Raw genomic sequence first — 26,040 nt, forward strand, 5'->3', positions numbered from 1 at the left:
ATGCATCCGGAGAAATCCTCAGTCAGTTACGTGACGTTGCGGGCAGAAGTACATTTGGTCACAAACTAATACTTTTTATCCGGCCATTCATAATCTATAAATGAGCGGGGTTTATAGAAGAACCTTAAGGTTTGTGTTAAAAACCCCGTTTTAAAATAACGACAGTCGCTGAGCGCAAGGCAGTTGGACAATGGATGACAACTTCGAGAATTTGAAGATCATGGTGATCGACGACAGTAAAACCATACGTCGCACCGCAGAAACCCTTCTGAAAAAGGTCGGCTGTGAGGTCATCACCGCGACTGACGGCTTTGACGCTCTTGCCAAGATTGCCGATTCCCAGCCGGACATCATTTTTGTTGATATCATGATGCCCCGCCTGGACGGCTACCAGACCTGCGCACTTATCAAGAACAATTCCTCCTTCAAAAAGACGCCGGTTATCATGCTCTCCAGCAAGGACGGGCTGTTCGACAAGGCCAAAGGCCGTATCGTCGGCTCCGACCAGTATCTGACCAAACCGTTCAGTAAGGATGAGCTGCTCAATACCATCCGCCAATATGTTCCACAGGCGGAACAGTAAACCTGCTGACCCAAAGAACCATCGAGGAAACCATGGCCCGCATTCTGATTGTTGACGACTCCCCTACCGAGGTTAAGAAAATTTCCACGATCCTGGAAAAGCACCAGCACGAAGTGCTGACCGCCGACAACGGCGCAGACGGTGTTGCCAAGGCCCGTGCCGAAACCCCGGATCTGGTTCTGATGGATGTGGTTATGCCCGGCCTGAACGGCTTCCAGGCAACCCGCCAACTGACCCGTGCACCGGAAACCGCTTCCATCCCGGTGGTCATTGTAACCACCAAGGATCAGGAAACTGACCGCGTATGGGGTACCCGCCAGGGCGCCAAGGGTTACCTGGTCAAGCCGGTTAACGAAGACGACCTGATCAAAACAATCAACAGTCTGATTGCCTGATCCCCAACCGTGGAGTATGCATGTCCGCCCAGGCCGCCCCTTTTGCCGTTCTGACGGATATCGCCGCACGCAGCCGGTCACTGGCTGCCGGCCTGCCGGAACAACAGGAAGCCGTTGAACTGTGGAACGGCATCGGCTTCGTTCTCGCAGGTGAACGCTACGTTGCCCCCATGGGCGAAGTTACTGAAATCCTCCATGTCCCCCGGTTCACCCACATACCGGGGGTTCGCCCGTTCCTGCTTGGCGCCGCCAATGTCCGCGGCCGCCTCCTGCCCCTGGTTGATCTCGCCGGCTTTTTCGATATTCCCCGCTCTTCCCGAAGCCAGCGGGAGCGGCGAGTACTGGTGGTTGAACAGGGCGATATTTTCAGCGGGCTGGTGGTCGACAGTGTATTGGGCATGCAGTACTTCGCGACTGACAGTTTCAAGGATTCGCCCGAGGGCGTACCTGAAAACGTTCGACCGTTTGTCTCAGGCGGTTACGAACGCAACGAGGAAGTCTGGAAAGTGTTTTCGGCCGTCGACCTGCTCGAGGACGAACGATTTCTGGACGTCGCACAGTGGTAAGGGTGGTGACAATGGCAGGAACATCACCCTGACCGCCTGAAACCCGAAAAAACAAACTTGCCAATTTCTTGAAGAGGCCGGGAGCCAGAAAATGAAGAACAGAGCCGGAAGACTCAGTATGGGACAGGGAGGCAACAAGCTGGTTGCCGGCCTGATCGCCGCGCTGATCGCACTCACTATCCTGCTCGTTGTGGTGCTGTTCATTATCAACAAAGACAGCCAGAACGATCAGGAATACATCGCCAACACCGCCGAACTGAGGGTGCTCTCTCAGGAGATCGCGAAGAACGCGACCGAGGCTGCCGGCGGTACCGCCGAGGCCTTCAACCAGCTGCGCCGCTCCCGTGACGAATTCCAGCAGCTCTGGACCAACGTAACCGAGGGTAATCCGGAAACCGGTCTGCCGCCGAGTGAACTGGCCCAGCAGAGTGGCGTTCAGGAAAACTGGAACACCGTGCGGGAAAACGCCGACAGCATCCTCTCCACCCAGGATGCGGTGCTCGGTCTCCACGAGGTTGCCCGGACCCTGAACGAAACCATCCCGCAGTTGCAGGTTGAGTACGACGATATCGTACAGATCCTGCTCGACAACGACGCACCCGCCGAACAGATCGCACTGGCTCAGCGCCAGTCTCTCCTGGCGGAGCGGATTGTTCGCTCGGTCAACAACGTACTCTCCGGTGACGAAGACGCGGTTATTGCCGCCGACCGTTTCGGTCGTGACGCAAGCCTGTTCGGGCGAGTGCTCGAAGGCCAGCTGAACGGCAACCCGGCAATGGGTATCTCCCAGGTAAATGACGAAGACGCCATTTACGGCCTCGAAGCCGTCGATGAACTGTTCCAGTTCGTCTCCCAGAACGTAGACGCGATCCTTGAGGCCTCTCCCGACCTCTTCAAGGTTCGTACTGCTGCCAGCGACATCTTCCAGAATTCTGAGATCCTGCTTTCCGAACTCTCTGTGCTGGCCGAGAACTTCCGGACCCAGTCTGGCTCACGCCTGGTCAGCCCGACCCTAGCCTTTGCCATCCTGGCCGCCATGGTTGCCATTGTTGTGTTTATCGGTCTGGCCCTGTACCGCGAAGCCCAGGCCCGACTGGCCACTACGCAAGAGCAGAACGAGCAGAACCAGAACGCGATCCTGCGACTGCTGGACGAACTGGCCGACCTGGCTGATGGTGACCTGACCACGGAGGCCACGGTAACCGAGGACTTCACCGGTGCCATCGCCGACTCCATCAACTACGCGATCGACCAGATGCGCGGACTGGTACAGGCGATTCGTGGTACTGCCGTACGGGTAGCGTCAGCGGCTCAGGAAACCCAGGCCACTGCGATGCATCTTGCCGATGCTTCCGAGCACCAGGCCCAGGAAATCGCCGGCGCCTCCGCCGCGGTGAACGAGATGGCCGTGTCCATCGACCAGGTATCCTCGAACGCTGCCGAGTCCTCCGCGGTTGCGGAGCGGTCGGTTGCGATCGCGAAGAAAGGCGCGGAAGTGGTACAGAACACCATCCGCGGCATGGACAACATCCGTGAGCAGATCCAGGAAACTTCCAAACGGATCAAGCGTCTGGGTGAATCTTCCCAGGAAATCGGTGACATCGTATCCCTGATCAACGACATCGCCGACCAGACCAACATCCTGTCCCTGAACGCGGCGATCCAGGCCTCCATGGCCGGTGACGCGGGCCGGGGCTTCGCGGTTGTTGCGGACGAAGTACAGCGATTGGCGGAGCGTTCCTCCGCGGCCACCAAGCAGATTGAAGCGCTGGTTAAGACGATCCAGTCAGATACCAACGAAGCGGTTATCTCCATGGAACACACCACCGCCGAGGTGGTCCGTGGTGCCCGTCTGGCTCAGGACGCGGGTATCGCCCTCGAGGAAATCGAGAACGTATCCATGTCCCTGGCGGAACTGATCCAGAACATCTCCAACGCCGCACGTCAGCAGTCTTCGTCGGCCGCGCACATTTCCAACACCATGAACGTTATCCAGGAAATCACGTCCCAGACTTCCTCTGGTACCAATGCGACCGCGAAGTCCATCGGTAACCTGGCAGAAATGGCGTCCGAGCTGCGGTCTTCCGTTGCCGGCTTCACCTTGCCGGAAGAAGACGTGGCGGATCAGGAAGAAGAGGAAGACAGCGACGTTCCGGTGGTGGGCTGATTTCCGTTCCAGGGCTGTTGACGGTTTATGGCGCAAATGCATAACAACCTGTCACCTGCCGAGGGCATCTGGTCACTGCGCCGACTTCCGGATATGGACGAGGCGCAGTTCAGCCAGTGGCAAACCCTGCTGGAACACCGAACCGGCATAACCCTGTCCGCCGAGCGCCGTTCGTTTCTGGAAACGAATCTTGGCATTCGAATGCGGGAAATCGGGTGCGGCAGCTATCAGGCCTACTACGAAAAAATCGTATCCGGGCCCGATGCGATCAGAGAATGGTCAACGCTGGTGGATCGGCTCACGGTTCAGGAAACCCGGTTTTTCCGGGATCCCGACGCCTTCCGGCTGGTGTCCGACTATGTCCTGACCCGGCCACGGGAACAGCTGAAAAAGCGCCCCCTGGAGGCCTGGAGTGTTGGATGTTCCACCGGTGAAGAGCCTTATACCCTGGCCATGGTGCTGAATGAATGCATGAGCCAGCTGGCGTTGCAGCCGCTGTTTGGTGTCACCGGCTCTGACATCAGCAAACCGGTAATCGAGAAGGCCCGGAACGGCCAGTTCAATCCCCGCAAACTGCTGGGAATGGACGAAGACATGAAATCCCGGTATTTCCGCCCGGCCGAGCGGAATACCGTAGAAATTGTGAACAGCATCCGTGACAGGGTGTGCTTTACCAGACTGAATGTTCTGGATCTTGATAAGGCACCCATGCACGGGATGAACATTATCTTCTGCCAGAATCTGCTGATTTATTTCCGTCGCTGGCGCCGGCGGGAAATTGTCAAGCGACTTGCAGAGCGGCTGGCGCCCGGGGGGTTGCTGGTTCTGGGCCAGGGAGAGCTGACCGACTGGCAGCCTCCCGGGTTACAGAGAGTCCCCTCGGAACATGTGCTGGCGTGGATCAAACGCCAGACTGACGAAGAATAACCGGAGTGGTTATGGGCAATCACCATGACAGCATCGCCCTCGACTGGGTTCGGGGAGAGATACAGGACACGCTGACCCAGGGTCAGCATGCACTGGAAGCGTATGTCGAGAATCGTGACGACACCGCGCGCCTGCGCTTCTGCCTGAATTATCTCCATCAGGTACACGGCACCTTGCAAATGGTCGAGCTCTACGGTGCAGCCCTGCTCACCGAGGAAATGGAAAAGCTCACCCAGGCCGTTCTCAACGAAACCGTTGCCAATACCGACGAAGCCGTTGAAGTGCTGATGCAGGCCATCCTGCAGCTGCCCCAGTACCTCGAGCATCTGGCCAGCAGCCAGGACGATTTTCCAATGGTGCTGCTGCCACTGCTTAACGACCTCCGGGCCGCCCGCGGCGAATCCCTGCTGTCTGATACCTCATTGTTCAAACCGGACCTGGCCCCCTCACGCATCACCGTGACCGGGAAGGTGTCCCAGCGTCTGCAAGACCCGACGGTTCTGGGCCACATCCGCAAGCTGCGGCAGATGTACCAGTTTGCTCTGGCCGGCGTCATCCGGGAAGCGGATCTCGATGCCCATTTCGAGTACATGCAGAAGGTGATTCAACGGCTGATCCGTCTGTGCCAGAAAACGCCCCGGGGCGAGCTCTGGAAAGCGGCCAGTGCGTTCGTGGAAACACTGCAGGCACACGTGAACCCGGTGAATGCGGCGGTGAAATCCCTGCTCAGGGAGCTGGACAGTGAAATCCGCCGACTGACTGACGAGCATGCGGATATCCTTCAGCAACCGGCACCGGAAGCGCTGCTTAAACACCTGCTTTACTATGTTGCCCGTGCCCGGGATCTGGATTCACCCCAGGTCAGTGCCCTGCGGGATGCCTACCGTCTGAATCAGGCATTGCCTTCGGAAGACGACGTTGATGCCGCCCGAACCCGGGTATCTGGTCCGGGTCGGGATGCCATTCATTCCGTTGTCGGCGCACTCAACGAAGAGCTGGCGAAACTCAAGGATCAACTTGACCTGTTTGTTCGCTCAGAGCTGCGCCAGAACAGTGAGCTTGAGGACCTGCTGCCGGGTCTGCGTCAGGTAGCCAATACCCTGGCGGTGCTGGGGCTGGGCATACCGCGGAAAGTGGTTACCGAGCAGGTCGAACTGGTTGAAAAACTCAGCGCCCAGACCGAACAGGTCGATGATGGCACTCTGATGGACATCGCCGGCGCGCTGCTTTATGTCGAAGCCAGTCTCGCCGGCCTGGATAGTGAAGGACAGCAGGAGTCGTCCTCAGAAGAGGCCTCCGATGCCCCGGTGAACCTTGGCTCCAGGGAACTGGGCGAGGCTAGCGGCGCGCTGCTCCGGGAATCCCGGAACACCCTGGAACAGGTTAAATCCGCCATCGTGAATTTCATTGCCTCGCAATGGGATACCCGGGAAATTGAACACGTACCAGGCCTGCTGCACAGCATTCGCGGTGGCCTCAGCCTGATCCCGCTGGATCGGGTTGCCGGCATGCTGGCCTCGGCCGAACGCTACATTACCGATGTGCTGCTGGGCAGCAAACAGGTTCCGGACTGGAAGCAACTGGATATCCTGGCCGATGCGGTCACCAGCATCGAGTATTACCTCGAGCGCCTGGCCGACGGGATTGGCGAAAACGACTCGATTCTCAAGGTTGCGGAAGACAGTCTTTCATCTCTCGGTTTCCCGGTCGGGGCCGAACCCACCTGGACGGAAACCACCGCCGAGGACATACCCGTCGTTGAGCCGGTTGAAGAGCAACCGGATACCACCGCTACGGCCACCCCCGAAGAAACCAAGAGCTCGGATGCAGAGCTTCTGGACGATGAGATTCTCGGCATATTCGTTGAGGAAGCCGAGGAAGTTCTCGAAACCATCCATGAATTCTATCCCCGGCTGCGCCAGAATCACGATGACCGTGAAGCGCTGACCGAGGTCCGTCGTGCCTTCCACACGCTCAAGGGCAGCGGGCGACTTGTTGGCGCGACCAGTATTGGCGAGCTGGCATGGTCTGTGGAGAACCTGCTGAACCGCGTGATTGATCAGACCATTCGTCCCACCGACGACATGTTTACCCTGGTGGACGAGGTCAATGCCCGTATTCCTTCGCTGATCCGTGAATTCAAGGAAGGCCAGACCGCAGGCGACGTTGAAGCGCTCATCAGCCGCGCCGAAGCCATGGCGACGACCCGCCGTACTGATGATGAGGCCGCCGAGGCACCGGAAGTTCCCGAGGTCGAAGACACAGCGGTCGATGCACAAGAGGAAGCACAGGAAGCAGGCTCACCCAGTGAGGAAAGAGATACCGCCGAGGCCGCATCTGGAGAATCCTTCGATGAAGACGACCTGATTGACGATGAAATACTCGAGATCTTCGTTGAAGAAGCCGGTGAGGTGCTGGACACCATTCGTGAATACCTGCCGATGCTTCTGCGCCAGCATGATGACCGCAGCGCCCTGTCGGAAGTTCGCCGTGCCTTCCACACACTGAAAGGCAGTGGCCGTATGGTTGGCGCGCTGGTAGTGGGTGAGCTGGCCTGGTCCGTGGAAAATATGCTGAACCGCGTCATCGACGGCAGTATTTTCATGAACGATGACATCGCCAGCCTGCTGGAGGATGTCACCGCCAATCTGCCAGCCCTGGTCGAGGATTTTGAAAAGCGCCGGGCGCCGTCGGTCGACACGTCCAATCTGGAAGCCCGTGCCAATGCCCTGGCCAACGGCGAGATTCCCGATGCCAGCATGATGCCCGCCGCCGAATCGGATGGCTCGGAAGCGATGGCCGAAGCCGAGACCGGCACCGCCGGCGCAGAGTCCGAGACCGCTGAAGAGGATGCGGTGGACCCGGTATTGCTGGACATTTTTGAAAGCGAAACTGAGACCCACCTGCAAACACTGAAGGACTTCCTCTCGGCCGCCGGTGACAAAACCACGGTTACCTACACCGATGATCTTTCCCGTGCCCTGCATACACTCAAAGGCAGCGCACATACAGCAGGCATCGGCCCGATCGCAGCCGTGATCACGCCGTTGGAGCGCTTCGTCAAGGAATCACGGGCCCAGAACAAGCGCGCCAACCGCGACGTGCTTTCGCTGATCGAATCCGCCTGCGATTTCCTGACCCAGGGCCTGGCCCAGATCCGTGAAAACCCGCAGGCGTCGCTGCCAGGCACCGAGGCATTCCTTGAAAAACTGGAACACCTGACGGATGAAACACTGCGCAGCCACAGTGAGGAAGCACCGCGCCAGCACCCAGAGCAGGCGCCGTCACAGCTGGTTCAGCTGTTCCTGAACGAAGGTCTCGATATTGTTCTTGATGCCGACCGGATCCTTGATCACTGGGCGGACAACCCCGGCGAAATGGAGTCGTTGAACCCGCTGCGTTCCGAGCTGGAGCAGCTGACCTCCGGCGCCTCCGAAGCCGGGCTCGGCGACGTCGCAGCGCTCTCAGGTGCACTGAAGGAAACCTATGACGAGGCCGCGAAGCACGACAAAGTGCCAGACGAGGCTTTCTTCGAGACCGTGCGGGCCGCTCATGAACAACTGATCAACATGATGGACCAGGTGGCGGCCGGGCTCGCCACAGAGTCGGGCGAAGACATGGTCGCCGCCCTTGAAGGGCTGAAACAGACTCAGACCCCGGAAAACCAGGAACCCGACGCTTTCGAGCAGGAATTCACCGGCGACCTTGAGGAGATCGATCTCAGCCTTGAGATGGACGAGACCGAGACGCCAGCCAGTGAGGAGCCCGCAGCAACCGAGCAACCGCCGCTCCCGGAAACGGCCGAGTCCGATGACGAAATGGATGAGGAACTGGCGGAAATCTTCCTGGAAGAAGCCCGCGACCTCATCGATAGTACCGCCGAAGCACTCCAGAGCTGGAGCGAAGATACCGCCAACCTGGACATCCTGCGCCTGCTCCAGCGGGATCTGCATACCCTCAAGGGTGGCGCACGGCTGGCGGACATCCCGGCCGTAGGCGATCTCTCTCATGAACTGGAAAACCTGTTTGAGGGACTGACCGAGCAGCGGCTGTCGATCAACGATGAGCTGTCCGATCTGTTGTTCCGCTGCCACGATCGTTTGGCAGGTATGGTCGAAAATCTGGAGGCCAAGGAGCCGCCACGCCCTGCTCCGGATCTCATTGGCGAAATTCAGGCTTACATGGACAACGCCACCGGCACCCGGCCGGTCACCAACGTAGCCAGTCAGGACGAAGAGCCCGAAGCGGAAGCAGGTACTGGAGAACAGGTCCCGCTCCCGGACGTAGACGAGCCGGAAGAGGCTGACCTTGCCGAAGCCGATGAGGCCGGCGAATCAGAAGAAGGTGTCGCCGACCTCTCCCACCTGGATCCGGAACTGGTCGGCATCTTCCTGGAAGAAGCCTACGATCTGATCAACTCCACCGGCAGTGCCCTGCACACCTGGACGGAAGATCCTTCGGACCGGAGCATTGCCGCCGAACTGCAACGGGATGTCCACACTCTCAAGGGTGGCGCCCGGATGGCCGGCGTTGAAGCCATTGGCGACCTGACCCATGTGCTGGAAGACCTGTTCGAGAAGGTTGCGGAAGGTCAGCTGGAAGCCAGCGACTCCATGAATGACCTGCTGTTTGCCTGCCATGACAGGCTGGCGCAGATGGTCGAGCAAGTGGCCACCCAGAAGCCTTGCCCGCCGGCCGATGAGCTAGTCGCCCGCGTCCAGTCCATCCTGCGGGGCGAGGCGATGCCCTCAGACGCCCGTGAGGAAGAACCGGCAGAGGCTGAAAAAGCTGTGTCTGCGGCCGAGGAAACACCAGAAACCAGCAGCCTCAGTGAGACTCTGACGCAGGCCAGTGATGACGATCTTATCGGCATCTTCCTGGACGAAGGCCTGGAAATCTACGACGCCATCAGCGAGTGCCTGGATCAGTGGCGTGACGAACCGGAAGAACTGACCGGCCTGACCCAGCTTCAGCAGGAACTGCACACCCTCAAGGGTGGTGCACGGCTTTCTGACGTCGACCCGATTGCCAACCTGGCAGAGGCCTGGTCAGACGCCCTGGATCCGCTGATTTCCGGCTCCAATAACCAGAAGACTCTGCTCAGCCTCAGCGATCGGGCACTAGTCAGCCTCAAGACCATGCTCAACAGCCTGGAAGATGGCAGCAAGCCCGAACCGGATACCGGGCTTATTGAAGACTTCCAGGCAGCCCACGAGGTTGCCGCCGAAGAGACCGCAGCCCCCCGTGAAGAATCGGAACAGGAAGCGATCGATCCGGAAGTGCTGGAAATCTTCCTGGAGGAAGCCGGCGAGATCATGGATCAGCTCGAGCAGCTGCTTGATGACTGGCGCAAGGAGCCGGCAAACCACAACTTCAACCAGGAAGCCCAGCGGGCACTGCATACCCTCAAGGGCGGCGCCCGTCTGTCCCAGCTCACACAGCTCGGCGACAAGGCCCACGCCTTTGAAACCCGGTTGATTGATCTGGGCGGCAATGCCCCGGACGAATCACAGTGGCAGGCCATTACCGAAGATCACGACGCCATCATTGCCCTGGTTGCCGATATCCGTAAGGGCTATGAGTCGGGAGTGGGCGTGCCAGCGCCAAGCGCCGAACAGCCAGCGCCAGCCCCGGCCGCGCCGGAACCGAAAAAGGCCGAAGAGCCAACACTGCCAGCGAAGGCGGAAAAACCGGTCGCACCGGCACCCAAGCCCGGGAAATCGCCGGCCAAGGCGCGTAAACAGGCGGCCGAAGCCCAGCGGGCGGCCCAGGAAACCATCCGGGTATCCGCACCGCTACTGGATGAGCTGGTCAACCTGGCCGGTGAAACCAGTATTACCCGTGGCCGGCTTGAGCAACAGACCAGTGATTTTGGCCATACCCTCGATGAAATGGCCGCCACTATCGAACGTCTGCGTGAGCAGCTGCGCCGGATGGAAATCGAAACCGAAGCGCAGATCCTGTTCAGTGCCGAGAAAGAGCACGGTCCGGATTACGGCGACGACTTCGACCCGCTGGAGATGGACCGTTACTCGTCCATCCAGCAACTGTCCCGAGCCCTGACCGAGTCCTCCTCGGACCTTGCGGACCTGCGGGAAACCCTGTCTGACCGGGTACGGGACACTGAAACCCTGCTGGTACAGCAGTCGCGGATCAACACGGAACTCCAGGAAGGTCTGATGAAGACCCGGATGATTCCGTTCGCCTCCATGGTGCCGCGCCTGCGCCGGATCGTCCGTCAGATCAGCGGCGAGCTGGGCAAGAAAGTGGACTTCGATGTCCGCAACGCCGAAGGCGAGATGGACCGGAACATCCTCGAGCGTATGATCGCGCCCCTGGAACACATGCTCAGGAACGCCCTGGACCACGGCATCGAAAGCCCGGCCGATCGTAAGCAAGCCGGGAAGCCGGAAACCGGCGAAGTCACGCTGTCACTGACGCGGGAGGGCGGCGACGTGGTGCTGCGCATGATCGATGACGGCGCCGGCATTCCCTCTTCGGTGATCCGTGACAAGGCCATCCGTCAAGGCATGCTGCGGGAAGATGAGGATCTGTCTGAACGGGAAATCCTCCAGTTTATCCTGCAACCCGGCTTCTCCACCGCTCAGCAGGTAACCCAGATTTCCGGCCGCGGCGTAGGCATGGACGTGGTTGCCAGTGAAATCAAGCAGCTCGGCGGCAGCCTGGATATAGATTCCGCCGTTGGCCGCGGGACGACCTTCACCGTGCGCCTGCCGTTCACGGTTTCCGTGAACCGGGCCCTGATGGTGTCCACCGGCGAGGACTTCTACGCCATCCCGCTGAACACCATTGAGGGTATTGTCCGGGTCAGCACCTACGAGCTCGAGGAATACTACAAGCCGGATGCGCCGCTGTACGAATATGCCGGCCAGGAATACCGGCTCCAGTACCTGGGCAGCCTGCTGAACAGTGACCACCATCCGAAGCTGCAGGGCCAGGCCCTGCCGCTGCCGGTGATCCTGGTGCGCGGTGCCGAGCAGCCCATGGCCCTGCAGGTGGACAACCTGATGGGCAGCCGGGAAATTGTTGTTAAATCCCTTGGCCCGCAATTCAGTTCGGTCCGGGGTGTTTCCGGTGCCACCATTCTGGGTGATGGTAACGTGGTGGTGATTCTCGACCTGCCGGCCATGATCCGTTCCGACATTCTGTCCGAGCGTCAGCGCCTGGCCAATCTCGAGAAGGCCCGCGAGTCGGCGCGTTACGAGGAACAGGCCACCGTGGTCATGGTGGTGGACGACTCGGTCACGGTACGGAAGGTTACCTCACGACTGCTGGAGCGTAACGGCATGGAAGTCATCACCGCGAAAGACGGCCTGGATGCGGTCGCACAGCTTCAGGACCACAAACCGGACATTATCCTGCTGGATATCGAGATGCCGCGGATGGATGGTTTCGAAGTTGCCAGCTTTGTACGCCACGACGATAACCTGCGGGAAACTCCGATCTGCATGATCACCTCCCGGACCGGCGAAAAACACCGCGAACGTGCGCTGGCCATTGGTGTCAACGAGTATCTCGGCAAGCCGTTCCAGGAAACCGAGCTGCTTGAGACCATTGAGCGGCTGACCGGAAGACAGTGATGGCCGGCCAGTGCGGCCGGCCAAAGGTCGGGATCGTGTCGGACGTGGTCCTGCAGCGTCATCGGCTGCAGGCCGCCACATCCAAGTTTGGTCTCGAGGTGCGTTTCTCTGGGGATCCGGACCGGTTGCTGGGCTATCCGGAGTTTCCCGATGCCAGCCTCTGGCTGGTCACCCTCGAGGACGAGGCCGATCACCCGTTACTGTTCGATCACCTGCTTGAAAACACGGAAGCACCGGTGCTGTTCGGGCTGGACGAAGCCCCCAAGCCCGGAAGCACCGAGTACTTTCGCTGGGAAAGACGGCTGCTGGGCAAGCTGGAGCAGCAACTGGGGCATCTGGAAGAGCTGGATTCCGAAGCCACGCTGGCACAGCTGGAACAGGATACGCCGGCGGCGACACCATCACCGGACCTTCCTCACTGGATTCCACCGGCTGTTCCCGGATCGGTGGCCGAGGAAGTCTGGATCCTGGGCGCCTCATTGGGTGGCCCGGCAGCGGTAAAGACGTTCCTGGATCACCTGCCTCCGAATCTGCCCGTGGGCTTTATCTATGCCCAACACATTGATGGCAACTTTACCGAGGTTCTTACCCGGGTGCTGGGTCGCCACGCCCACTACCAGCTCAAGCGAGCGGAAGAAGGGTACCGGGTCAAGAATGGTGATGTTGTGCTGATGCCGGTAGAGCACGAGTGGAAGTTCGGCGAACAGGGCACCCTGACGGAAACCAGCAAGGCCTGGCCGGGTCCCTATGGGCCCTCTATTGATCAGGTTTTGCTGAATGTGGCTGATCATTACGGCCAGCGCTGCCATGCTATTCTTTTTTCCGGCATGGGCAATGATGGCGCTATTGCGGCGCCTCTGCTGAAAGCTTACGGTAGCCGGATCTGGGTGCAGGAGAGCACAAGCTGCGGCAACAGCTCCATGCCGGAATCCGTAGCCGCCACCGGTTGCGCCGGTTTTTGTGGTACCCCGGAGCAGCTGGCCCGGGAACTGGTAAAAACCATTGAAGAATCCTGCCTGCTCAAGAGCCGGCAGAAACGGGACTCCGCCTGAGGTAACAAGCAATGAATGACAACAGCCAAACCCTCTCCTGCGTCATGATTCCCATGAGCGGTCGGCAACTGTTGCTGCCAAACGTCTCGATTGCAGAAGTAGTCGACTACGCCAGCTCTGATGCGGGTGCCAACACACCGGAATGGCTGGTTGGCTACCTGGACTGGCGGGGCCTTCAGCTCCCCGTGATCTCCTACGATGCGGCCAACGGTGGCGCCCTCACCGTTCCAGGCGACAATCGTGGCCGGATTGTTGTGCTCAACACCATCGGAGACCACCATAAGGAAATCCCGTTTATGGCACTGGTCACCCAGGGTATTCCCAGCCAGGCCCGTCTGACAGAGGAACAGGTCAGGAAGCTGGAGGGCGAGCCAGGCCCGGCGGATCTCATGCTGGTTGAGGTAGAGGGCGAGAACGCCTGGATCCCCAACCTGGAATACCTGGAATCCCTGGTTCTCAAATCCCGACACTGACCGGTTTTCCGTTTCATTGCCGGGCATGGCAGACATTCCTGCAAATGTTATAATGTTTCAAATTTTGCAGGATTTCGACCATGTCTGCCCGAGCCATTCCCTATCGGCCCCACAACCACGACGCCTGTGTCAGCCAGGCCCTGACTGACGCACGGGCCATTTGCCAGCGCCAGAATGCCCGTCTCACCCCCATCCGGGAACGGGTGCTGGAACTGATCTGGCAGTCCCATAAGCCCCTGGGTGCCTATGATGTGCTCGGGGAGCTGTCCTCCGATGGCCACAACGCGGCCCCGCCAACGGTTTACCGCGCGCTGGATTTCCTTCAACAACACGGCCTGGTGCATCGTATTGCCTCACTCAATGCTTTTATCGGCTGCACCCACGCAGGTGAGAACCACACCGGCATGTTTCTGATCTGTCGCGCCTGCGGCAATGTTCTCGAATTGACTGCACCGTCGGTCTCGACGGAAGTGCGCAAAGCTGCCTCCGAGGAAGGCTTCCGGGCTGAGAACACTACCCTTGAGATAGCCGGCCTTTGTCCCCGTTGCCAGACGGAGCCGGACCATGAGTGATCCTCTGGTAAGCCTGGAAAATCTCACAGTCCAGTTTGACTCACGGCCTGTGGTTGACCGGGTCAACCTGAAGATCCATCGGGGCGATATCATCACGATTATCGGCCCCAACGGGGCCGGTAAAACCACGCTGATCAAGGCTGTCCTCGGTATCCAGAAAGTGTCCGCAGGCCAGGTGTCGGTGAAAAAGAACCTGGTGATTGGCTACGTGCCACAGCATCTGACTCTTGAGGCCACACTCCCCCTCAGCGTCAAGCGGTTCATGCTGCTCAGCGGGCAGTCGCTCAGCGAATGTGAGTCCGCACTTGCCCGCACCGGTGTCGGCCACCTGTTGCATGCCTCCGTGCACCATCTGTCCGGTGGCGAAAAACAGCGGTTGTTGCTGGCCCGGGCCCTGGCCCGCAAACCCGATCTGCTGGTGCTCGATGAACCCGCTCAAGGGGTCGATATCAACGGTCAGGCGTCGCTGTATGACCTGATTCGCCAGTTGCGGGACGACCTGAATTGCGGTGTCATCATGATCTCCCACGACCTGCATCTGGTTATGGCGGCCACTGACAAGGTGATCTGCCTGAACCAGCATGTCTGCTGCAGCGGTTACCCTGCAGACATCTCCCACGACCCGGCATTTATCGAGACGTTTGGCCGACCTGTGGCCGAATCCCTGGCGGTTTACCACCATCACCATAACCACAGCCACGACCTGCACGGGGATGTGGTGGACAGCGAGTCTCATAACGCCGCAGCTGGCCACGGCGGACACACGGAGTGTGATCATGCCCATCATTAACGCCATTCTGGACGATTTCTTCTGGCGCGCCCTGATTGGCGGCCTCGGCGTTGCCCTCGTGGCGGGACCACTGGGTTGTTTCGTGGTCTGGCGAAGAATGGCCTATTTTGGCGATACCCTGGCACACTCGGCGCTTCTGGGCATTGCCCTGAGCTTTCTGATCAGCGTGCCGCTGAACCTCGGGGTGATCATTACCTGCGTGGTCCTGGCCATGGCACTGGTACTGCTGTCCCGAACCAGGACGCTGGCAACGGATACCCTGCTCGGGATTCTGGCCCACAGCGCCCTGGCCATCGGCCTGGTAACGCTAAGTTTCATGCCGGATGTGCGCGTGGACCTGACCGGACTGCTGTTCGGGGATCTTCTTGCCATGAGTCGTGAAGACCTGCTGTGGATATACGGCGGCGCGGCACTGATCCTGGCCCTGTTGGCTGTGCTCTGGCGCGGATTGTTGATGAGCACTATTCACGAAGAGTTGGCCCGGGTGGAGGGCGTTGCCGTAGAACGTCTCCGTCTGGTTCTCATGCTGATGTTTTCGCTGGTTATAGCGGTGGCCATGAAAATCGTCGGCGTGCTGCTGATTACCGCATTGCTTATCATTCCCGCGGCAACTGCCAGACGACTGGCCCACAATCCGGAGATCATGGTGGCCATGGCGATCGGGTTCGGGTTTGTTGCGGTAAGCGGCGGCCTCAGTCTGTCCTGGCATCTGGACACACCGGCCGGCCCGTCCGTTGTTGTGACGGCTTTCGCCGTTTTCCTGCTGGTCTACGGCGCAGCCGGCAAAGTCCGGGCCTGAGCATTTCCCTCTATCCCCGGGCTGGACTAGAGTATAGGAGTACAGTCGGTCTGACCCAAGGGTAAAGACCCAGCCGCAAAGGACGCCCGGCATGGAAAGCTCAGCTCCAGCCCGGTTCCGTAGACCGGTACTTTGGCCAGGGCTCTGGATCCCCCTGCTTCTGGTCGCAGCCGGGCTGCTGGTAACCGGAATTACCGCGAATATCGAAGGACGGCGGGCCATGGCCCTGGCTGAGGCCCGTTACTATGCCCAGCATCAGGCCCTGGTCAATCATCTGCTGGCCAACGTGCCGAATCAATCGGAGGCGGGCGATAGCAGCCAGCCCGTATCGGTCTGGCTCCAGGCGTTGTTTAGCGACACTCTCCCCGATTCCCTCGGCCTGCGTATCGATACCCTCGAACGCCACACCAAGATGCCACTGCTGGAAATACGAACCAACGGTTCGGTGGACCCAACGCGGGCACTACGCACTGAAGTGTCACCGCTGGACCAGCATTGGATACTCACCACCGTGCCCTCTCCTGAGGGGCTGGAAGAGGTCGCCCGTGCGGCCGAGCATACGGTCTGGATAGCCGGTTTCGCGCTGTCCGTCTTCGCTGCCTCTCTTGCCCTGCTACTCAACCGGCGGCTTCATTTGCAGACGCTTCATAACCTTGGCCTGGAACAGCGGGAAATCGGGGCTGACCATCAGATCGCCAACTTTCAGGTCGAGAAGTCGATTTTGCGTCAGGCGCTGAATGACAGCGAACAGCGAAGTCGTGATCTGGTGGCTCTATCCGGAGCCGTGATCTGGGAACTGGATGAAAATGGCAGGATCGGCTTTGTTTCACCACAGATCGCCGAACTTCTGGATCGAGCGCCGGCCGACCTGGTAGGGCAGCCCCTGGAGGAGCTGGTTGCACCGGCCTTTCAGTCCAACTACCGACGGGCCCTGGCGGCCGCTCGCAGTGATCGCACCATTGAGCGGATTGATCTTCCTCTACTCCACCGCAACCAGGAAGCGGAGGTCCCGGTTGTGCTCAGGGTCCGGGCGCTGAAGGACCCGGTCCACGGGCTGTCAGGCTTCAGGATAAGTACACTGCAACGTTTGGCTGTCTAGTCTAGCGTTTTGTGAGTGCCATCGCATAAGGGGGCGTTGCCGGTCTGCTTGCACCCGCAGAACCAGACCCACTCTTTCTTTTCCGCCTCGTATTTCACCGGGCTTATACCGGTGCCCTTATGGGAGCCGTCACAGAATGGCTGGCTGCCACTGCGGCCACAGGCACACCAGAAATAGTTCTTTCCTGCCTCCACCATCACAGAGAAAGGTGTCTTGCTGGCAACCAGCGGTTTTTCATCCGACATCATCTGTTCCCCCAAGTCATAACTGTACTGAAACAGTATAGACACTCCTGAAGAAACACCGTCTTTAAAGGGGCCTGACGATATCTGTAAGACGCCCGGTTTCAATAAGCTCCAGAAACTCGTCACCCAGGCGGTCACTTTCGGTAATAGCCGATCGCCAGGCCCGCTCCCGGCCGGCGTCATCACCGACATAGCGCTCAAAATCCTTCCGGTCCGGGAGTTTTCGGTCAGGCAGGGATTCCAGATAGGTTTTTGAGGGTGCAACCAGCAGTACATCCTGTAACCGGGTGGCGTCGCCCCGCCGCCAGGGCAATGACTTGTCGAACCAGCCGGGGACCACCTTATCTGTGAAGTGCGGGTATAGCACCACGCCCGGCTGCTGGTAGGGCAGGTCCAGGTGATAGTCCAAAAGGCCACCGTCACGATAGACCCCTTCAGGCGCACCGGGAATATTGCGGACACCGGACATAACCAGCGGAATGGAGGCAGAGGCCAGAAGGGCAGGCAGCAGGTTCTCGCGGGATAACGCCACTTCGTGACTGGGGAAATCCACCAGCTTCGCCACGGGCGCTTTGAGGCGGGCGTCGTGGATTATGCCCCGCTCCATAAACCGGCCCAAATGCCGGCGACTGACCATATTGGCGCTGATGGCACTCATTAGACCAAGCCCCAACCGCCCACGCGCATCCTCCGCCAACCTGCCAAGACTGCGAACCACCACAATGTTCAGCCGGTACCAGGGGTGGTTCAGAATGGCGTCTTCCCGACCACCAAGCAGTTCCTCCAGAAACAGCACACTCTTGCGGCTCACTTCCGCAGCACTGACACCTTTGGCAAACCGCTGAGCGGTATAGAGTTCAGCCAGCCGACTGAGCTGGGCTTTCGGGTCATCGGAAGAAGCCACGGCGGCAAATCGCCAGCTTCCAATCGAAGAGCCGATCAGCGATCGCTCCTGCGGCACCCGCGGCAGCCAGTCGCCGAATATGGCCTTATCCAGGCCACTTATTCCCAGAGCCTTGGGGCCACCGGCAGCACCTGGAATCACGTGTACGTCTTCCGGTGACAACGGTTTTTCCTTGAGGCGCTGCAAAGCGCGACGGCCGGCCCGGATCGTCAGGGCCGGTTCTCGGGTGTGAATAGCTGTCATAGGGTGGTCCCTGGGCGTGTCCCTGAATTGTTCTCGCGGAGTTTAGCGAAGTGGACAGGGCCCGGCCAACTGAACAAAACTAATGGTGGTCATAAACGACGCTATCTGCTTAATTAGAGAAATGGCCATGCTAGACTTCAAGACGGTCCCGGCACAGGACGCGGGCGGATACGACTCAGACAGCGGGAGTATGCTGTGAATTTTTCGGTACCACCCTCTACCCTTGCAACCAACCCGACCCTCGCGGTGCTGGGTTTCAAACGCCAGTTGGTCTATCACCTCCATTTCTGGGCCTTTATTGCGGTAGCGCCCCTGGTAATGGTGCAGTGGCAGCAATCCCATTATCTGCTGTCATCCGTGCTGGTTCTCTTTTGTGTCAATGCCCTTCTGGTCATCGCTTTTCTGAGGTTCCGCGGCACCTATTTTCTCAAAGGCCGACTGTTCCCCCTGCTCGCGGTGGTCAGTGCTGCCTATTCCACGCACATCAATGGCCACGCCGGTCTCTACTGGGCCTACCCTGCCGCCACGGCCCTGTTTTTCCTGTTGCCGCTGAGAGAAGCAATCGGCAGCAACATCATCTTTGTGGTGGTTATGGCTGTCGTGTCCTTCCTGCGCTTTCCTGAAGCCGACTTTTGGCGAATCACGTTTTCCCTTGGCCTGACCTGCCTGTTTGCCATGATTTTTGCCTTCCTGGTGGGCAAACTCCAGCAGGAGCTCACACGCCTGGCTACCACGGATCCATTGACCGGTTGCCTGAACCGGTCACAGCTTGCCGACATCCTCAACGGCCAGATTCAGATGCGGGAGCGGTATGAGCGGGTATCCAGCCTGATTTTGCTGGATCTGGACTACTTCAAGACCATTAACGATCAGTGGGGACATCTGGCCGGTGACAAGGTTCTCACGGAAATGGCGCTGCGTTTGCGCAAACGATTGAGGGAAAGTGATCAGTTGTTCCGGATCGGCGGCGAGGAGTTCATGATTGTCCTGCCGGAAACTCGCCAGAAAGATGCCGATGCGCTGGCCCACCAGCTTCTGACCAGCATCAGTGCCCGGCCCTTCCTGGAAGACATCAAGGTGACGGCCAGTGCCAGTGTCGCGGAAGTCAGCAAGGGGGAAACCTGGTCGGTCTGGCTGAACCGGGCGGATCAGGCGCTGTACGAAGCGAAGTCCCGGGGGCGCAACCAGGTGGTCAATGCCGCTCGGCCGCTCCCGGTTGTCGGCCGGGGCGCCGACGACATGCCCGATTCTGCGTCGGGTTGAAGCTTAGTACCTGCCTCGCTTACTGATCGCAGCGTTTACGAAACTCCCGGTAGGCGCTGAAAACCTCCCAGGGGCACTCGAAATGCGGGTAGTGCCCGATATTCCTCAGAGTGACTACGTCGCCTTCGGGTATCAGTTCGCGGTACCGACGTGCCATGCCGGCTCCGGAGACAGGATCGGCCGTACCGGAGATAAGTCGCATCGGTTGAGTCGCCTTCTGCAGCGCGCCAACCCAACGGTTCCGGTGACAACGACGCTCTTCCATAAACTGGATCAGGTGGTGCAGGATGCCTCGCCCGTTGTTGTAGGTCAGCAGATGCCAGAAGTCCTCCATGTCCTGACGGTCCGGCGGATTCTGGCTGCCGAACAAGCGGCGGAAGTTGCGCTCGAAACTGCGTCGGGTCAGGCCTCGACTAATCAAACCGCCAAAGGGGCTTCTCAACAGCTTCTGAATCAGCAACGGATTGTGGACTTCCGGGAAAAGGGCACCATTGAGAAAGCAGACACTGGCAATCCGGAAAGGCAGCCCGCCATCCTGCTCACGGGCCAGGAGCTCCTGGGCCACACTGCAACCATAGTCATGGACCAGCAGGTGCACCGACGGCAGGCCCAGCCCCTCAATCCAGCCCTGGAACAGGTCGGCCTGGTCTTCGATGCTGTAATCGTAGTTGGAGGGCTTATCTGAAAAACCGAATCCCAGCATATCCAGAGTCAGCACATTGTGCTGCTGAACAAGCATCGGCCAGAGGCGGTTCCAGTCCCAGCTCGCGGTAGGAAAACCGTGAATCAGGACCAGCGGTTCTCCCGTACCTGCCATCCGGCTGAAAATGGCATGCCCCTCGAAACTGAACCACTTACCTCCCTGTTGCCACCCTTCAAGGGTGCCTTCCTCGCGCCCTGCGGCGGAAATCCCACCAACGGTGGGCATCACCTCTTCCATGTATTGTCCCCGGCGAACATTTACAGCCTGAAACTGTAGAACAAAGCAGTCCCCACTGCCATAGCCCTATCGCCCAAGCCGCAGGGCAAGGCAGCCAAAGTGGTCTTTTCCGGCAATGACTCCGTAAACCGTAGAGATGGTGGGCAAATTGCCTTAAGCTTTGGCCCTCGTAAGACACTGCTAACCGGAAAAGACTATGAGCAAACTCCTTGACGACCTCTCCGGGCACTTTCGTGCCATTATCGATGGCCTGGGCGAAGACCCGGACCGCGAGGGTCTGCAAGACACTCCAATGCGCGCCGCCAAGGCCATGCAGTTCCTCACGTGCGGTTACAAGCAGGACCTGGGCGACCTGGTGAACAATGCGGTATTCGAGTCGGCCATGGACGAAATGGTCGTGGTCCAGGACATCGAGCTTTACAGCATGTGTGAACACCATATGTTGCCGTTCATCGGCAAGTGCCACATCGCCTATCTGCCCCAGGGCAAGGTGCTGGGTCTGTCCAAATTCGCCCGCATCGTCGACATGTATGCCCGCCGCCTGCAAATCCAGGAAAACCTGACCCGGCAGATTGCCGAAGCAATCGAGAGCGTCACCGGCGCGAAGGGCGTGGCGGTGGTTATCGAGGCCCAACACATGTGCATGATGATGAGAGGCGTGGAAAAACAGAATTCCCGCATGAAGACGTCGATGATGCTGGGGCAGTTCCGTAAATCCCAGGCTACTCGCACCGAGTTTCTGACTCTGATCAGTACCAATCGCTGAAGCACCTGACCCTAGGGAGGCCGCATGACAGACGTCCACGGGAACCACCTGGCAAAAGTCCGTATCAAGGATCTTCTCCTGAGAGCCTACATCGGCATAAAGGAAGAGGAAATCAACAACCAGCAGGATGTGTTGATCAACGTTGCGCTGACCTACGATGCTTCTGAAGCGGTAAACCGGAATGAAATTTCAGCCGCCCTCAACTATCGCACCATCACCAAGCAAATCATCCATCATGTGGATGGCAACCGGTTCGCACTACTCGAACGACTCACCCACGAGGTCCTGACCATCGTGATGGAGCATGAGGCAGTGCAATGGGCCGAAGTGGAAATCGACAAGCCTCACGCGCTACGCTACGCGGAATCCGTGTCTGTCTGTCTTCAGGCACACCGTTAATTCAGCGAGGTTTCCCCAGCATTATGCCCAGCAATACCCCGGACCAGATGCGTGACATCCTGACGACGGTCAGGACCATTGCCCTTGTTGGCGCCAGTGAGAAGACCAGCCGGCCTTCCCACGAGGTCATGGAATTCCTTCAGGACCAGGGCTACCGAATCCTCCCGGTCAATCCACGTCTGGCAGGCCAGAAGGTGCTTGGCGAAACCGTTTACGCCGATCTGCATAGCTTGCCGGAACCGGTGGACATGGTTGATCTGTTCCTGGCACCAGAACGCACCGATGCGATCATTGATCAGGCCATCGATCTCAACATCCCGGTAGTGTGGCTGCAGATTGGTGTTATCAATGAGGAAGGTGCTGCTCGGGCAGAGGCAGCGGGGCTGACGGTGGTGATGGATCGTTGTCCAAAGCAGGAAATCCCCCGCCTGGGTATCCCCGGGGTTTCTTAACACCCCTGAAACCTGACCTGAATCAGGAACTGCGTCACACTTCCGGCACTCTTCTGTAACGGGCCTTTCAGGTCTGACATAATCACCGGACATATACAGAAGACTGGTAGAGCCATGTGGTTCCGACGTAAATCCAGCAAACAACACCGACACTCAGTCTCGGCGCCATCGGCGCTGCCTACCGATTGTGACGACGCTGTCTCCACCCTCCAGCGGGTGAGACTGCCGGTGGACCTTCTTCAGCCGGGCATGCGCATTGTCAGCCTGGACAGGCCCTGGACCCAGGTACCGGTTCTGTTTCAGGGGTTCACCCTGACCGACGATAACCAGGCGCAGATTCTGCGGCAGTACTGTGAATGGGTATTGGTGGAGGATGAGGAAGAGCGCCTGAACCCGGTGCTCGATCAGATTTCGGTACTCAAGCGTCGCACCAACGAACCGCTCCCGGAAACCCGTTCGCTGCAACAGGAACTGCCCAGGGCGCAGGCGACCTGGAGCCGGACCCAGGCCTTTGTGGAAGAAGTCACCCGACGGATCGAGGCCGGCAACGACCTTAATCTCGAGAGCGCCCGCCCCATCATTCGAGAATGCGTGGACAGTGTGAAAGCCAATGCCAGCGCCATGTTCTGGATGAGCCGCATAAAATCCCGGGATGCCTACACCGCCGAACACTGTCTCAGGGTGGCTATTTTCTGTGTCGCCTTTGCCCGTTTCCTGGGGATGCCGGATGAAGATCTGGAAACCGTCGGCATGTGCGGACTGCTGCACGACCTTGGCAAATTGAAGGTACCAGACGAGATCCTCAACAAGCCCGGCGCGTTAACGCCTGAAGAGCACGGCATCATGCGTCAGCACACCACCCTGGGGTACGAATTGCTGAGTGCCGATCCGCACCTTGATCCGATCATCAGTGATGTATCCTGTCACCACCACGAGCGCATCGATGGCCGTGGCTACCCGAAACAACTGGCAGAGTGGCAGATCAGCCGGTTCGCCCGTCTGGTTTCCATTGTTGATGCCTTCGACGCCATTACCAGCGACCGATGCTACCGGGACGGACTTCCGGCTTCCGATGCTATCCGCATCCTCTTCAGGAACCGCGGCCAGCAGTTCGATGCCACCATGGTGGAAGCATTCATACGAATGATCGGTGTGTACCCGCCGGGCAGTCTGGTAGAACTGTCCACGGGGGAAGTAGCAATCGTGGTGGCGACGCACCCGGGACGAAAGCTGAAACCCAGGGTGGAGGTGTTGCTCGATGGCGACAAGCAACCAGTGCCACCCCGGATCATGGATCTTGGATCGGCTGGTTCTGAGACTGGTCAGGCTGCACCGGATATTGCCCGGCCACTGCCCGACGGTGCCTTTGGAGTCTCACTTCGGGACCGAATCAAGCAACTGATGGCGGTAGCCGATACAAATGCCTCATAATTGCGTGGGCGTTGCCAACAGTCTGGCACCACCGTTTCAAGTCACGGAGTAACCTGTGGAACAACCTGTATCACCCCCCAAAGCTGTTGTTTCGGGCCTCTTGAGCCCGGCGTTTCCGGTGGTGATTTTCTTGGTTTTTCTGGGCCTGGCAGCCGGCCTGCGCTACGGACTGGTTCAACAGGACAAAAGTCAGATCGAAGCAAATCTGGCCAATGAAGCAAGGGCCATGGCCAACCACCTGGAGCGGGAGTTCCGGGTCCACGCCGAGGCGATCCGGCGCATGGCCAAACGCCTTGAGGCAGACCCGGCCAAAACCGAACAGGAGTGGCGGAGGGATGCCCGCAACTACCTCGACGACTTCGGCGTTTACCAGGCCATCGAATGGATTGACTCCGATTTCATTATCCGCTGGCTGGAACCAATAACCGACAACGAAGAGGTCATCGGCTACAACGTCGCCTTCAACGAGGAGCGCCGCCAGGCACTGGAACTGGCAAAACAGTCAGGCACCTGGGATCTTTCCGGTGTGATCGATTTGCGCCAGGGCGGCAAGGGCATGGTGATTTATGCACCGGTGGGTGCCGGCCCTGAAAACAATGGCTTCATGGCTGGCGTGTTCCGGATGGAGGTGCTGGCCCGCCAGCTCCTCACCGAACGGGTTCTGGAATCGTTCCGGATTGAAATCCGCGAAGCCGGCGAAGTGACCTATGAACTGAATGTGTCGCAGCCGGTCAATAGCGAATTCACTAAAAGCCAGTCCGTTAATCTACCAACACTCGATTGGACATTGACGCTGCGCCCGTCCGTCGGATGGGTCGAACGCCAATACAGCAACTGGCCGGCCCTTACCTTTACCACGTTCCTGTTGATGGGCCTTCTGACCAGCCTGACCACGCTGCTGGTACAGCTCATTCTGAAACGCAACCGCGCGTTGCTGAAGACCCGCCGGGAACTGGATCAGGAAATCGAACAGCGCACCGCGATCCAGAAGGATCTGGCGCGGCTGGAATCCACCGACACCCTCACCGGCCTGGCGAACCGTCGGTTCTTCATGGAAGACCTGTCTCACACCCTGAACATTGCGGATCGCCAGATGCGCCAGGTTGCCCTGGTAATGCTGGACCTCGACCGGTTCCAGACGCTGAATGACTCGCTTGGCCACCAGTTCGGGGATGAGCTGCTGATCAAGGTGTCCGAGCGGCTGAACCGTCTGAGTAACGAACGGCTGCTGGTGGCCTACTCCGGAGGCGATGAGTTCATGTTCTGCCAGCAGCAGGTAGACGACATTGACGACATCATTCACCTGCTCGGCCAGATCAAACAGTGCTTTGACCAGCCCTACGACGTTCAGGGGCAGTCCCACAGCATTACCGGCACCATGGGCGTGGCGGTGTATCCCCAGAGCGGTCTGGACGCAGATACGCTGTTGCGCAATGCCGACATTGCCCTGTATCGCGCCAAGGAGCAGGGCCGGAATACCTACCAGTTCTATACCGAAGGCATGCAAGAACGGGAAGTCATGCGCCTGGAGCTGGACAAAGATCTCAGCCAGGCCCTGGCCAACAACGAATTCGTGCTCTTCTACCAGCCTCAGTTGAATCTGGACACCGGTGAAATCCAGAGTGTTGAAGCGCTGATACGCTGGCGCCATCCCCGCCGGGGGCTGCTGCCTCCCGTGGAATTCATTCCCCTGGCCGAGGAGAGCGGCCGGATCACCGATATCGGGCGCTGGGTAGTGATGGCCGCCTGTCGGCAGCTGGCGGCGTGGAAAGGCACTCCCCAGGAAGGCCTGCGAATTGCAGTCAATCTCTCGGGCCGGGAGCTGGACGACGAGGATCTGGTGGATCATATCCGGGAAGCGCTGGCCGCAGAGAATGTCCCGGCGGATCGTCTGGAGGTTGAGCTGACCGAGGAGATCTTCATCCAGAATATCGAGCACAATCGCAATCAGCTCTCCCGTCTGCATCAGTTGGGAGTGAACCTGGCTATTGATGACTTTGGTGTCGGTTATTCGTCTCTCGGCTACCTGCGGGATTTCCCGGTCGACCTGTTGAAGATCGACCGCTCGTTCATCACGGAGGTTACGGAACGCCACGACGATGCCGTCATTACCAGGGCGGTAATCAATCTGGCGCACAACCTGGGTATTCAGGTGGTTGCCGAGGGTGTGGAAACCGAGGAGCAACTGAGCTTCCTGAAAAACCAACGCTGCAACTTTGCCCAGGGTTACCTGATCAGCCGGCCGATCCCGGTTTCCGACCTTGAAAAGGCTCTGGCTTCCGGCGTTCTGGTGGCGGGCATTACGGCCGATTCCGGATTGTAATTGCCGCGGCCCGTCCCCAAGATACGGTTAAATCCTTCAGGTGATATTCT

General features: G+C 59.0%; 21 protein-coding genes. 18 read left to right on the forward strand and 3 right to left on the reverse strand.

Annotated features, from left to right (window positions below; all coding sequences use genetic code 11):
• Positions 1-190: 190 nt before the first annotated feature.
• The 12 genes from pilG to ACO06L_RS13230 all read left to right on the forward strand — a co-directional run bounded on the left by pilG (position 191) and on the right by ACO06L_RS13230 (position 17,024).
• Positions 191-583 carry a twitching motility response regulator PilG gene (gene pilG, locus ACO06L_RS13175; protein WP_008175635.1) on the forward strand — a complete coding sequence of 131 codons (393 nt, stop codon included), beginning with the start codon at positions 191-193 and terminating at the stop codon, positions 581-583.
• A gap of 32 nt (positions 584-615) precedes the next feature.
• Positions 616-978: a twitching motility response regulator PilH gene (gene pilH / locus ACO06L_RS13180; RefSeq protein WP_008939836.1), complete on the forward strand. Its 363-nt coding sequence runs from the start codon at positions 616-618 to the stop codon at positions 976-978.
• A 20-nt stretch (positions 979-998) separates the two neighbouring features.
• Positions 999-1,544: a chemotaxis protein CheW gene (locus ACO06L_RS13185; RefSeq protein ID WP_064229600.1), complete on the forward strand. Its 546-nt coding sequence runs from the start codon at positions 999-1,001 to the stop codon at positions 1,542-1,544.
• A 91-nt stretch (positions 1,545-1,635) separates the two neighbouring features.
• Complete coding sequence (locus ACO06L_RS13190) at positions 1,636-3,711, forward strand: methyl-accepting chemotaxis protein (RefSeq protein WP_202346145.1); 2,076 nt, start codon at positions 1,636-1,638, stop codon at positions 3,709-3,711.
• A gap of 27 nt (positions 3,712-3,738) precedes the next feature.
• Positions 3,739-4,638 carry a CheR family methyltransferase gene (locus ACO06L_RS13195; RefSeq protein WP_202346146.1) on the forward strand — a complete coding sequence of 300 codons (900 nt, stop codon included), beginning with the start codon at positions 3,739-3,741 and terminating at the stop codon, positions 4,636-4,638.
• Between the two features lie 11 nt (positions 4,639-4,649).
• On the forward strand, positions 4,650-12,239 hold the full coding sequence (locus ACO06L_RS13200) for an Hpt domain-containing protein (RefSeq protein WP_202346147.1): 7,590 nt from the start codon (positions 4,650-4,652) through the stop codon (positions 12,237-12,239).
• Entirely contained in the window at positions 12,239-13,291 is a 1,053-nt protein-coding gene (locus tag ACO06L_RS13205) for a chemotaxis protein CheB (RefSeq protein ID WP_064229596.1), read from the forward strand. The genes ACO06L_RS13200 and ACO06L_RS13205 overlap by 1 nt, the downstream gene beginning before the upstream one ends.
• A gap of 11 nt (positions 13,292-13,302) precedes the next feature.
• The gene (locus tag ACO06L_RS13210) at positions 13,303-13,764 is read left to right on the forward strand and encodes a chemotaxis protein CheW (protein ID WP_064229595.1); all 462 of its coding nucleotides are present in this window, start codon (positions 13,303-13,305) and stop codon (positions 13,762-13,764) included.
• Between the two features lie 80 nt (positions 13,765-13,844).
• Positions 13,845-14,336 carry a Fur family transcriptional regulator gene (locus ACO06L_RS13215; protein WP_202346148.1) on the forward strand — a complete coding sequence of 164 codons (492 nt, stop codon included), beginning with the start codon at positions 13,845-13,847 and terminating at the stop codon, positions 14,334-14,336.
• A complete protein-coding gene (gene znuC / locus ACO06L_RS13220; protein ID WP_202346149.1) occupies positions 14,329-15,126 on the forward strand; it encodes a zinc ABC transporter ATP-binding protein ZnuC in 798 nt (265 codons plus the stop codon). The genes ACO06L_RS13215 and znuC overlap by 8 nt, the downstream gene beginning before the upstream one ends.
• Complete coding sequence (gene znuB / locus ACO06L_RS13225; RefSeq protein WP_202346150.1) at positions 15,113-15,925, forward strand: zinc ABC transporter permease subunit ZnuB; 813 nt, start codon at positions 15,113-15,115, stop codon at positions 15,923-15,925. The genes znuC and znuB overlap by 14 nt, the downstream gene beginning before the upstream one ends.
• Before the next feature lie 91 nt (positions 15,926-16,016).
• A complete protein-coding gene (locus tag ACO06L_RS13230; protein WP_202346151.1) occupies positions 16,017-17,024 on the forward strand; it encodes a PAS domain-containing protein in 1,008 nt (335 codons plus the stop codon).
• On the opposite strand, the gene ACO06L_RS13235 is transcribed toward ACO06L_RS13230, so the two are convergent.
• Both ACO06L_RS13235 and ACO06L_RS13240 read right to left on the reverse strand, forming a co-directional pair.
• A complete protein-coding gene (locus ACO06L_RS13235; RefSeq protein WP_064230100.1) occupies positions 17,021-17,269 on the reverse strand; it encodes a CDGSH iron-sulfur domain-containing protein in 249 nt (82 codons plus the stop codon). The two genes, ACO06L_RS13230 and ACO06L_RS13235, sit on opposite strands and share 4 nt — an antisense overlap.
• A 64-nt stretch (positions 17,270-17,333) precedes the next feature.
• Complete coding sequence (locus ACO06L_RS13240) at positions 17,334-18,416, reverse strand: patatin-like phospholipase family protein (protein WP_064229590.1); 1,083 nt, start codon at positions 18,414-18,416, stop codon at positions 17,334-17,336.
• Positions 18,417-18,611: 195 nt separating this feature from the next.
• On the opposite strand from ACO06L_RS13240, the gene ACO06L_RS13245 reads away from it, so the two are divergent.
• The gene (locus ACO06L_RS13245) at positions 18,612-19,679 is read left to right on the forward strand and encodes a GGDEF domain-containing protein (RefSeq protein WP_064229589.1); all 1,068 of its coding nucleotides are present in this window, start codon (positions 18,612-18,614) and stop codon (positions 19,677-19,679) included.
• A gap of 19 nt (positions 19,680-19,698) precedes the next feature.
• On the opposite strand, the gene ACO06L_RS13250 is transcribed toward ACO06L_RS13245, so the two are convergent.
• Positions 19,699-20,619 carry an alpha/beta fold hydrolase gene (locus ACO06L_RS13250; RefSeq protein ID WP_202346152.1) on the reverse strand — a complete coding sequence of 307 codons (921 nt, stop codon included), beginning with the start codon at positions 20,617-20,619 and terminating at the stop codon, positions 19,699-19,701.
• A gap of 196 nt (positions 20,620-20,815) precedes the next feature.
• On the opposite strand from ACO06L_RS13250, the gene folE reads away from it, so the two are divergent.
• From folE to ACO06L_RS13275, 5 genes are all read left to right on the forward strand, one after another.
• Positions 20,816-21,385, forward strand: coding sequence for a GTP cyclohydrolase I FolE (gene folE / locus ACO06L_RS13255; RefSeq protein ID WP_064229587.1), 570 nt, complete (start codon positions 20,816-20,818; stop codon positions 21,383-21,385).
• Positions 21,386-21,409: 24 nt separating this feature from the next.
• Entirely contained in the window at positions 21,410-21,784 is a 375-nt protein-coding gene (gene folX / locus ACO06L_RS13260; protein ID WP_064229586.1) for a dihydroneopterin triphosphate 2'-epimerase, read from the forward strand.
• A 23-nt stretch (positions 21,785-21,807) separates the two neighbouring features.
• Positions 21,808-22,236 carry a CoA-binding protein gene (locus tag ACO06L_RS13265; protein WP_064229585.1) on the forward strand — a complete coding sequence of 143 codons (429 nt, stop codon included), beginning with the start codon at positions 21,808-21,810 and terminating at the stop codon, positions 22,234-22,236.
• A 114-nt stretch (positions 22,237-22,350) separates the two neighbouring features.
• On the forward strand, positions 22,351-23,667 hold the full coding sequence (locus ACO06L_RS13270; protein WP_227512820.1) for an HD-GYP domain-containing protein: 1,317 nt from the start codon (positions 22,351-22,353) through the stop codon (positions 23,665-23,667).
• A gap of 55 nt (positions 23,668-23,722) precedes the next feature.
• Positions 23,723-25,990, forward strand: coding sequence for a putative bifunctional diguanylate cyclase/phosphodiesterase (locus ACO06L_RS13275; protein ID WP_202346153.1), 2,268 nt, complete (start codon positions 23,723-23,725; stop codon positions 25,988-25,990).
• Positions 25,991-26,040: the final 50 nt, after the last annotated feature.

It is taken from the genome of Marinobacter sp., assembly GCF_965229985.1.
In the GTDB taxonomy this organism is placed as follows: domain Bacteria; phylum Pseudomonadota; class Gammaproteobacteria; order Pseudomonadales; family Oleiphilaceae; genus Marinobacter.

Bases quoted from the DNA above. Each gene is read 5' to 3' on its own strand.
- pilG (WP_008175635.1), top strand. From the start codon at position 191: ATGGATGACAACTTCGAGAATTTGAAGATCATGGTGATCGACGACAGT.
- pilH (WP_008939836.1), top strand. From the start codon at position 616: ATGGCCCGCATTCTGATTGTTGACGACTCCCCTACCGAGGTTAAGAAA.
- ACO06L_RS13185 (WP_064229600.1), top strand. From the start codon at position 999: ATGTCCGCCCAGGCCGCCCCTTTTGCCGTTCTGACGGATATCGCCGCA.
- ACO06L_RS13190 (WP_202346145.1), top strand. From the start codon at position 1,636: ATGAAGAACAGAGCCGGAAGACTCAGTATGGGACAGGGAGGCAACAAG.
- ACO06L_RS13195 (WP_202346146.1), top strand. From the start codon at position 3,739: ATGGCGCAAATGCATAACAACCTGTCACCTGCCGAGGGCATCTGGTCA.
- ACO06L_RS13200 (WP_202346147.1), top strand. From the start codon at position 4,650: ATGGGCAATCACCATGACAGCATCGCCCTCGACTGGGTTCGGGGAGAG.
- ACO06L_RS13205 (WP_064229596.1), top strand. From the start codon at position 12,239: ATGGCCGGCCAGTGCGGCCGGCCAAAGGTCGGGATCGTGTCGGACGTG.
- ACO06L_RS13210 (WP_064229595.1), top strand. From the start codon at position 13,303: ATGAATGACAACAGCCAAACCCTCTCCTGCGTCATGATTCCCATGAGC.
- ACO06L_RS13215 (WP_202346148.1), top strand. From the start codon at position 13,845: ATGTCTGCCCGAGCCATTCCCTATCGGCCCCACAACCACGACGCCTGT.
- znuC (WP_202346149.1), top strand. From the start codon at position 14,329: ATGAGTGATCCTCTGGTAAGCCTGGAAAATCTCACAGTCCAGTTTGAC.
- znuB (WP_202346150.1), top strand. From the start codon at position 15,113: ATGCCCATCATTAACGCCATTCTGGACGATTTCTTCTGGCGCGCCCTG.
- ACO06L_RS13230 (WP_202346151.1), top strand. From the start codon at position 16,017: ATGGAAAGCTCAGCTCCAGCCCGGTTCCGTAGACCGGTACTTTGGCCA.
- ACO06L_RS13235 (WP_064230100.1), bottom strand. From the start codon at position 17,269: ATGTCGGATGAAAAACCGCTGGTTGCCAGCAAGACACCTTTCTCTGTG.
- ACO06L_RS13240 (WP_064229590.1), bottom strand. From the start codon at position 18,416: ATGACAGCTATTCACACCCGAGAACCGGCCCTGACGATCCGGGCCGGC.
- ACO06L_RS13250 (WP_202346152.1), bottom strand. From the start codon at position 20,619: ATGGAAGAGGTGATGCCCACCGTTGGTGGGATTTCCGCCGCAGGGCGC.
- folE (WP_064229587.1), top strand. From the start codon at position 20,816: ATGAGCAAACTCCTTGACGACCTCTCCGGGCACTTTCGTGCCATTATC.
- folX (WP_064229586.1), top strand. From the start codon at position 21,410: ATGACAGACGTCCACGGGAACCACCTGGCAAAAGTCCGTATCAAGGAT.
- ACO06L_RS13265 (WP_064229585.1), top strand. From the start codon at position 21,808: ATGCCCAGCAATACCCCGGACCAGATGCGTGACATCCTGACGACGGTC.
- ACO06L_RS13270 (WP_227512820.1), top strand. From the start codon at position 22,351: ATGTGGTTCCGACGTAAATCCAGCAAACAACACCGACACTCAGTCTCG.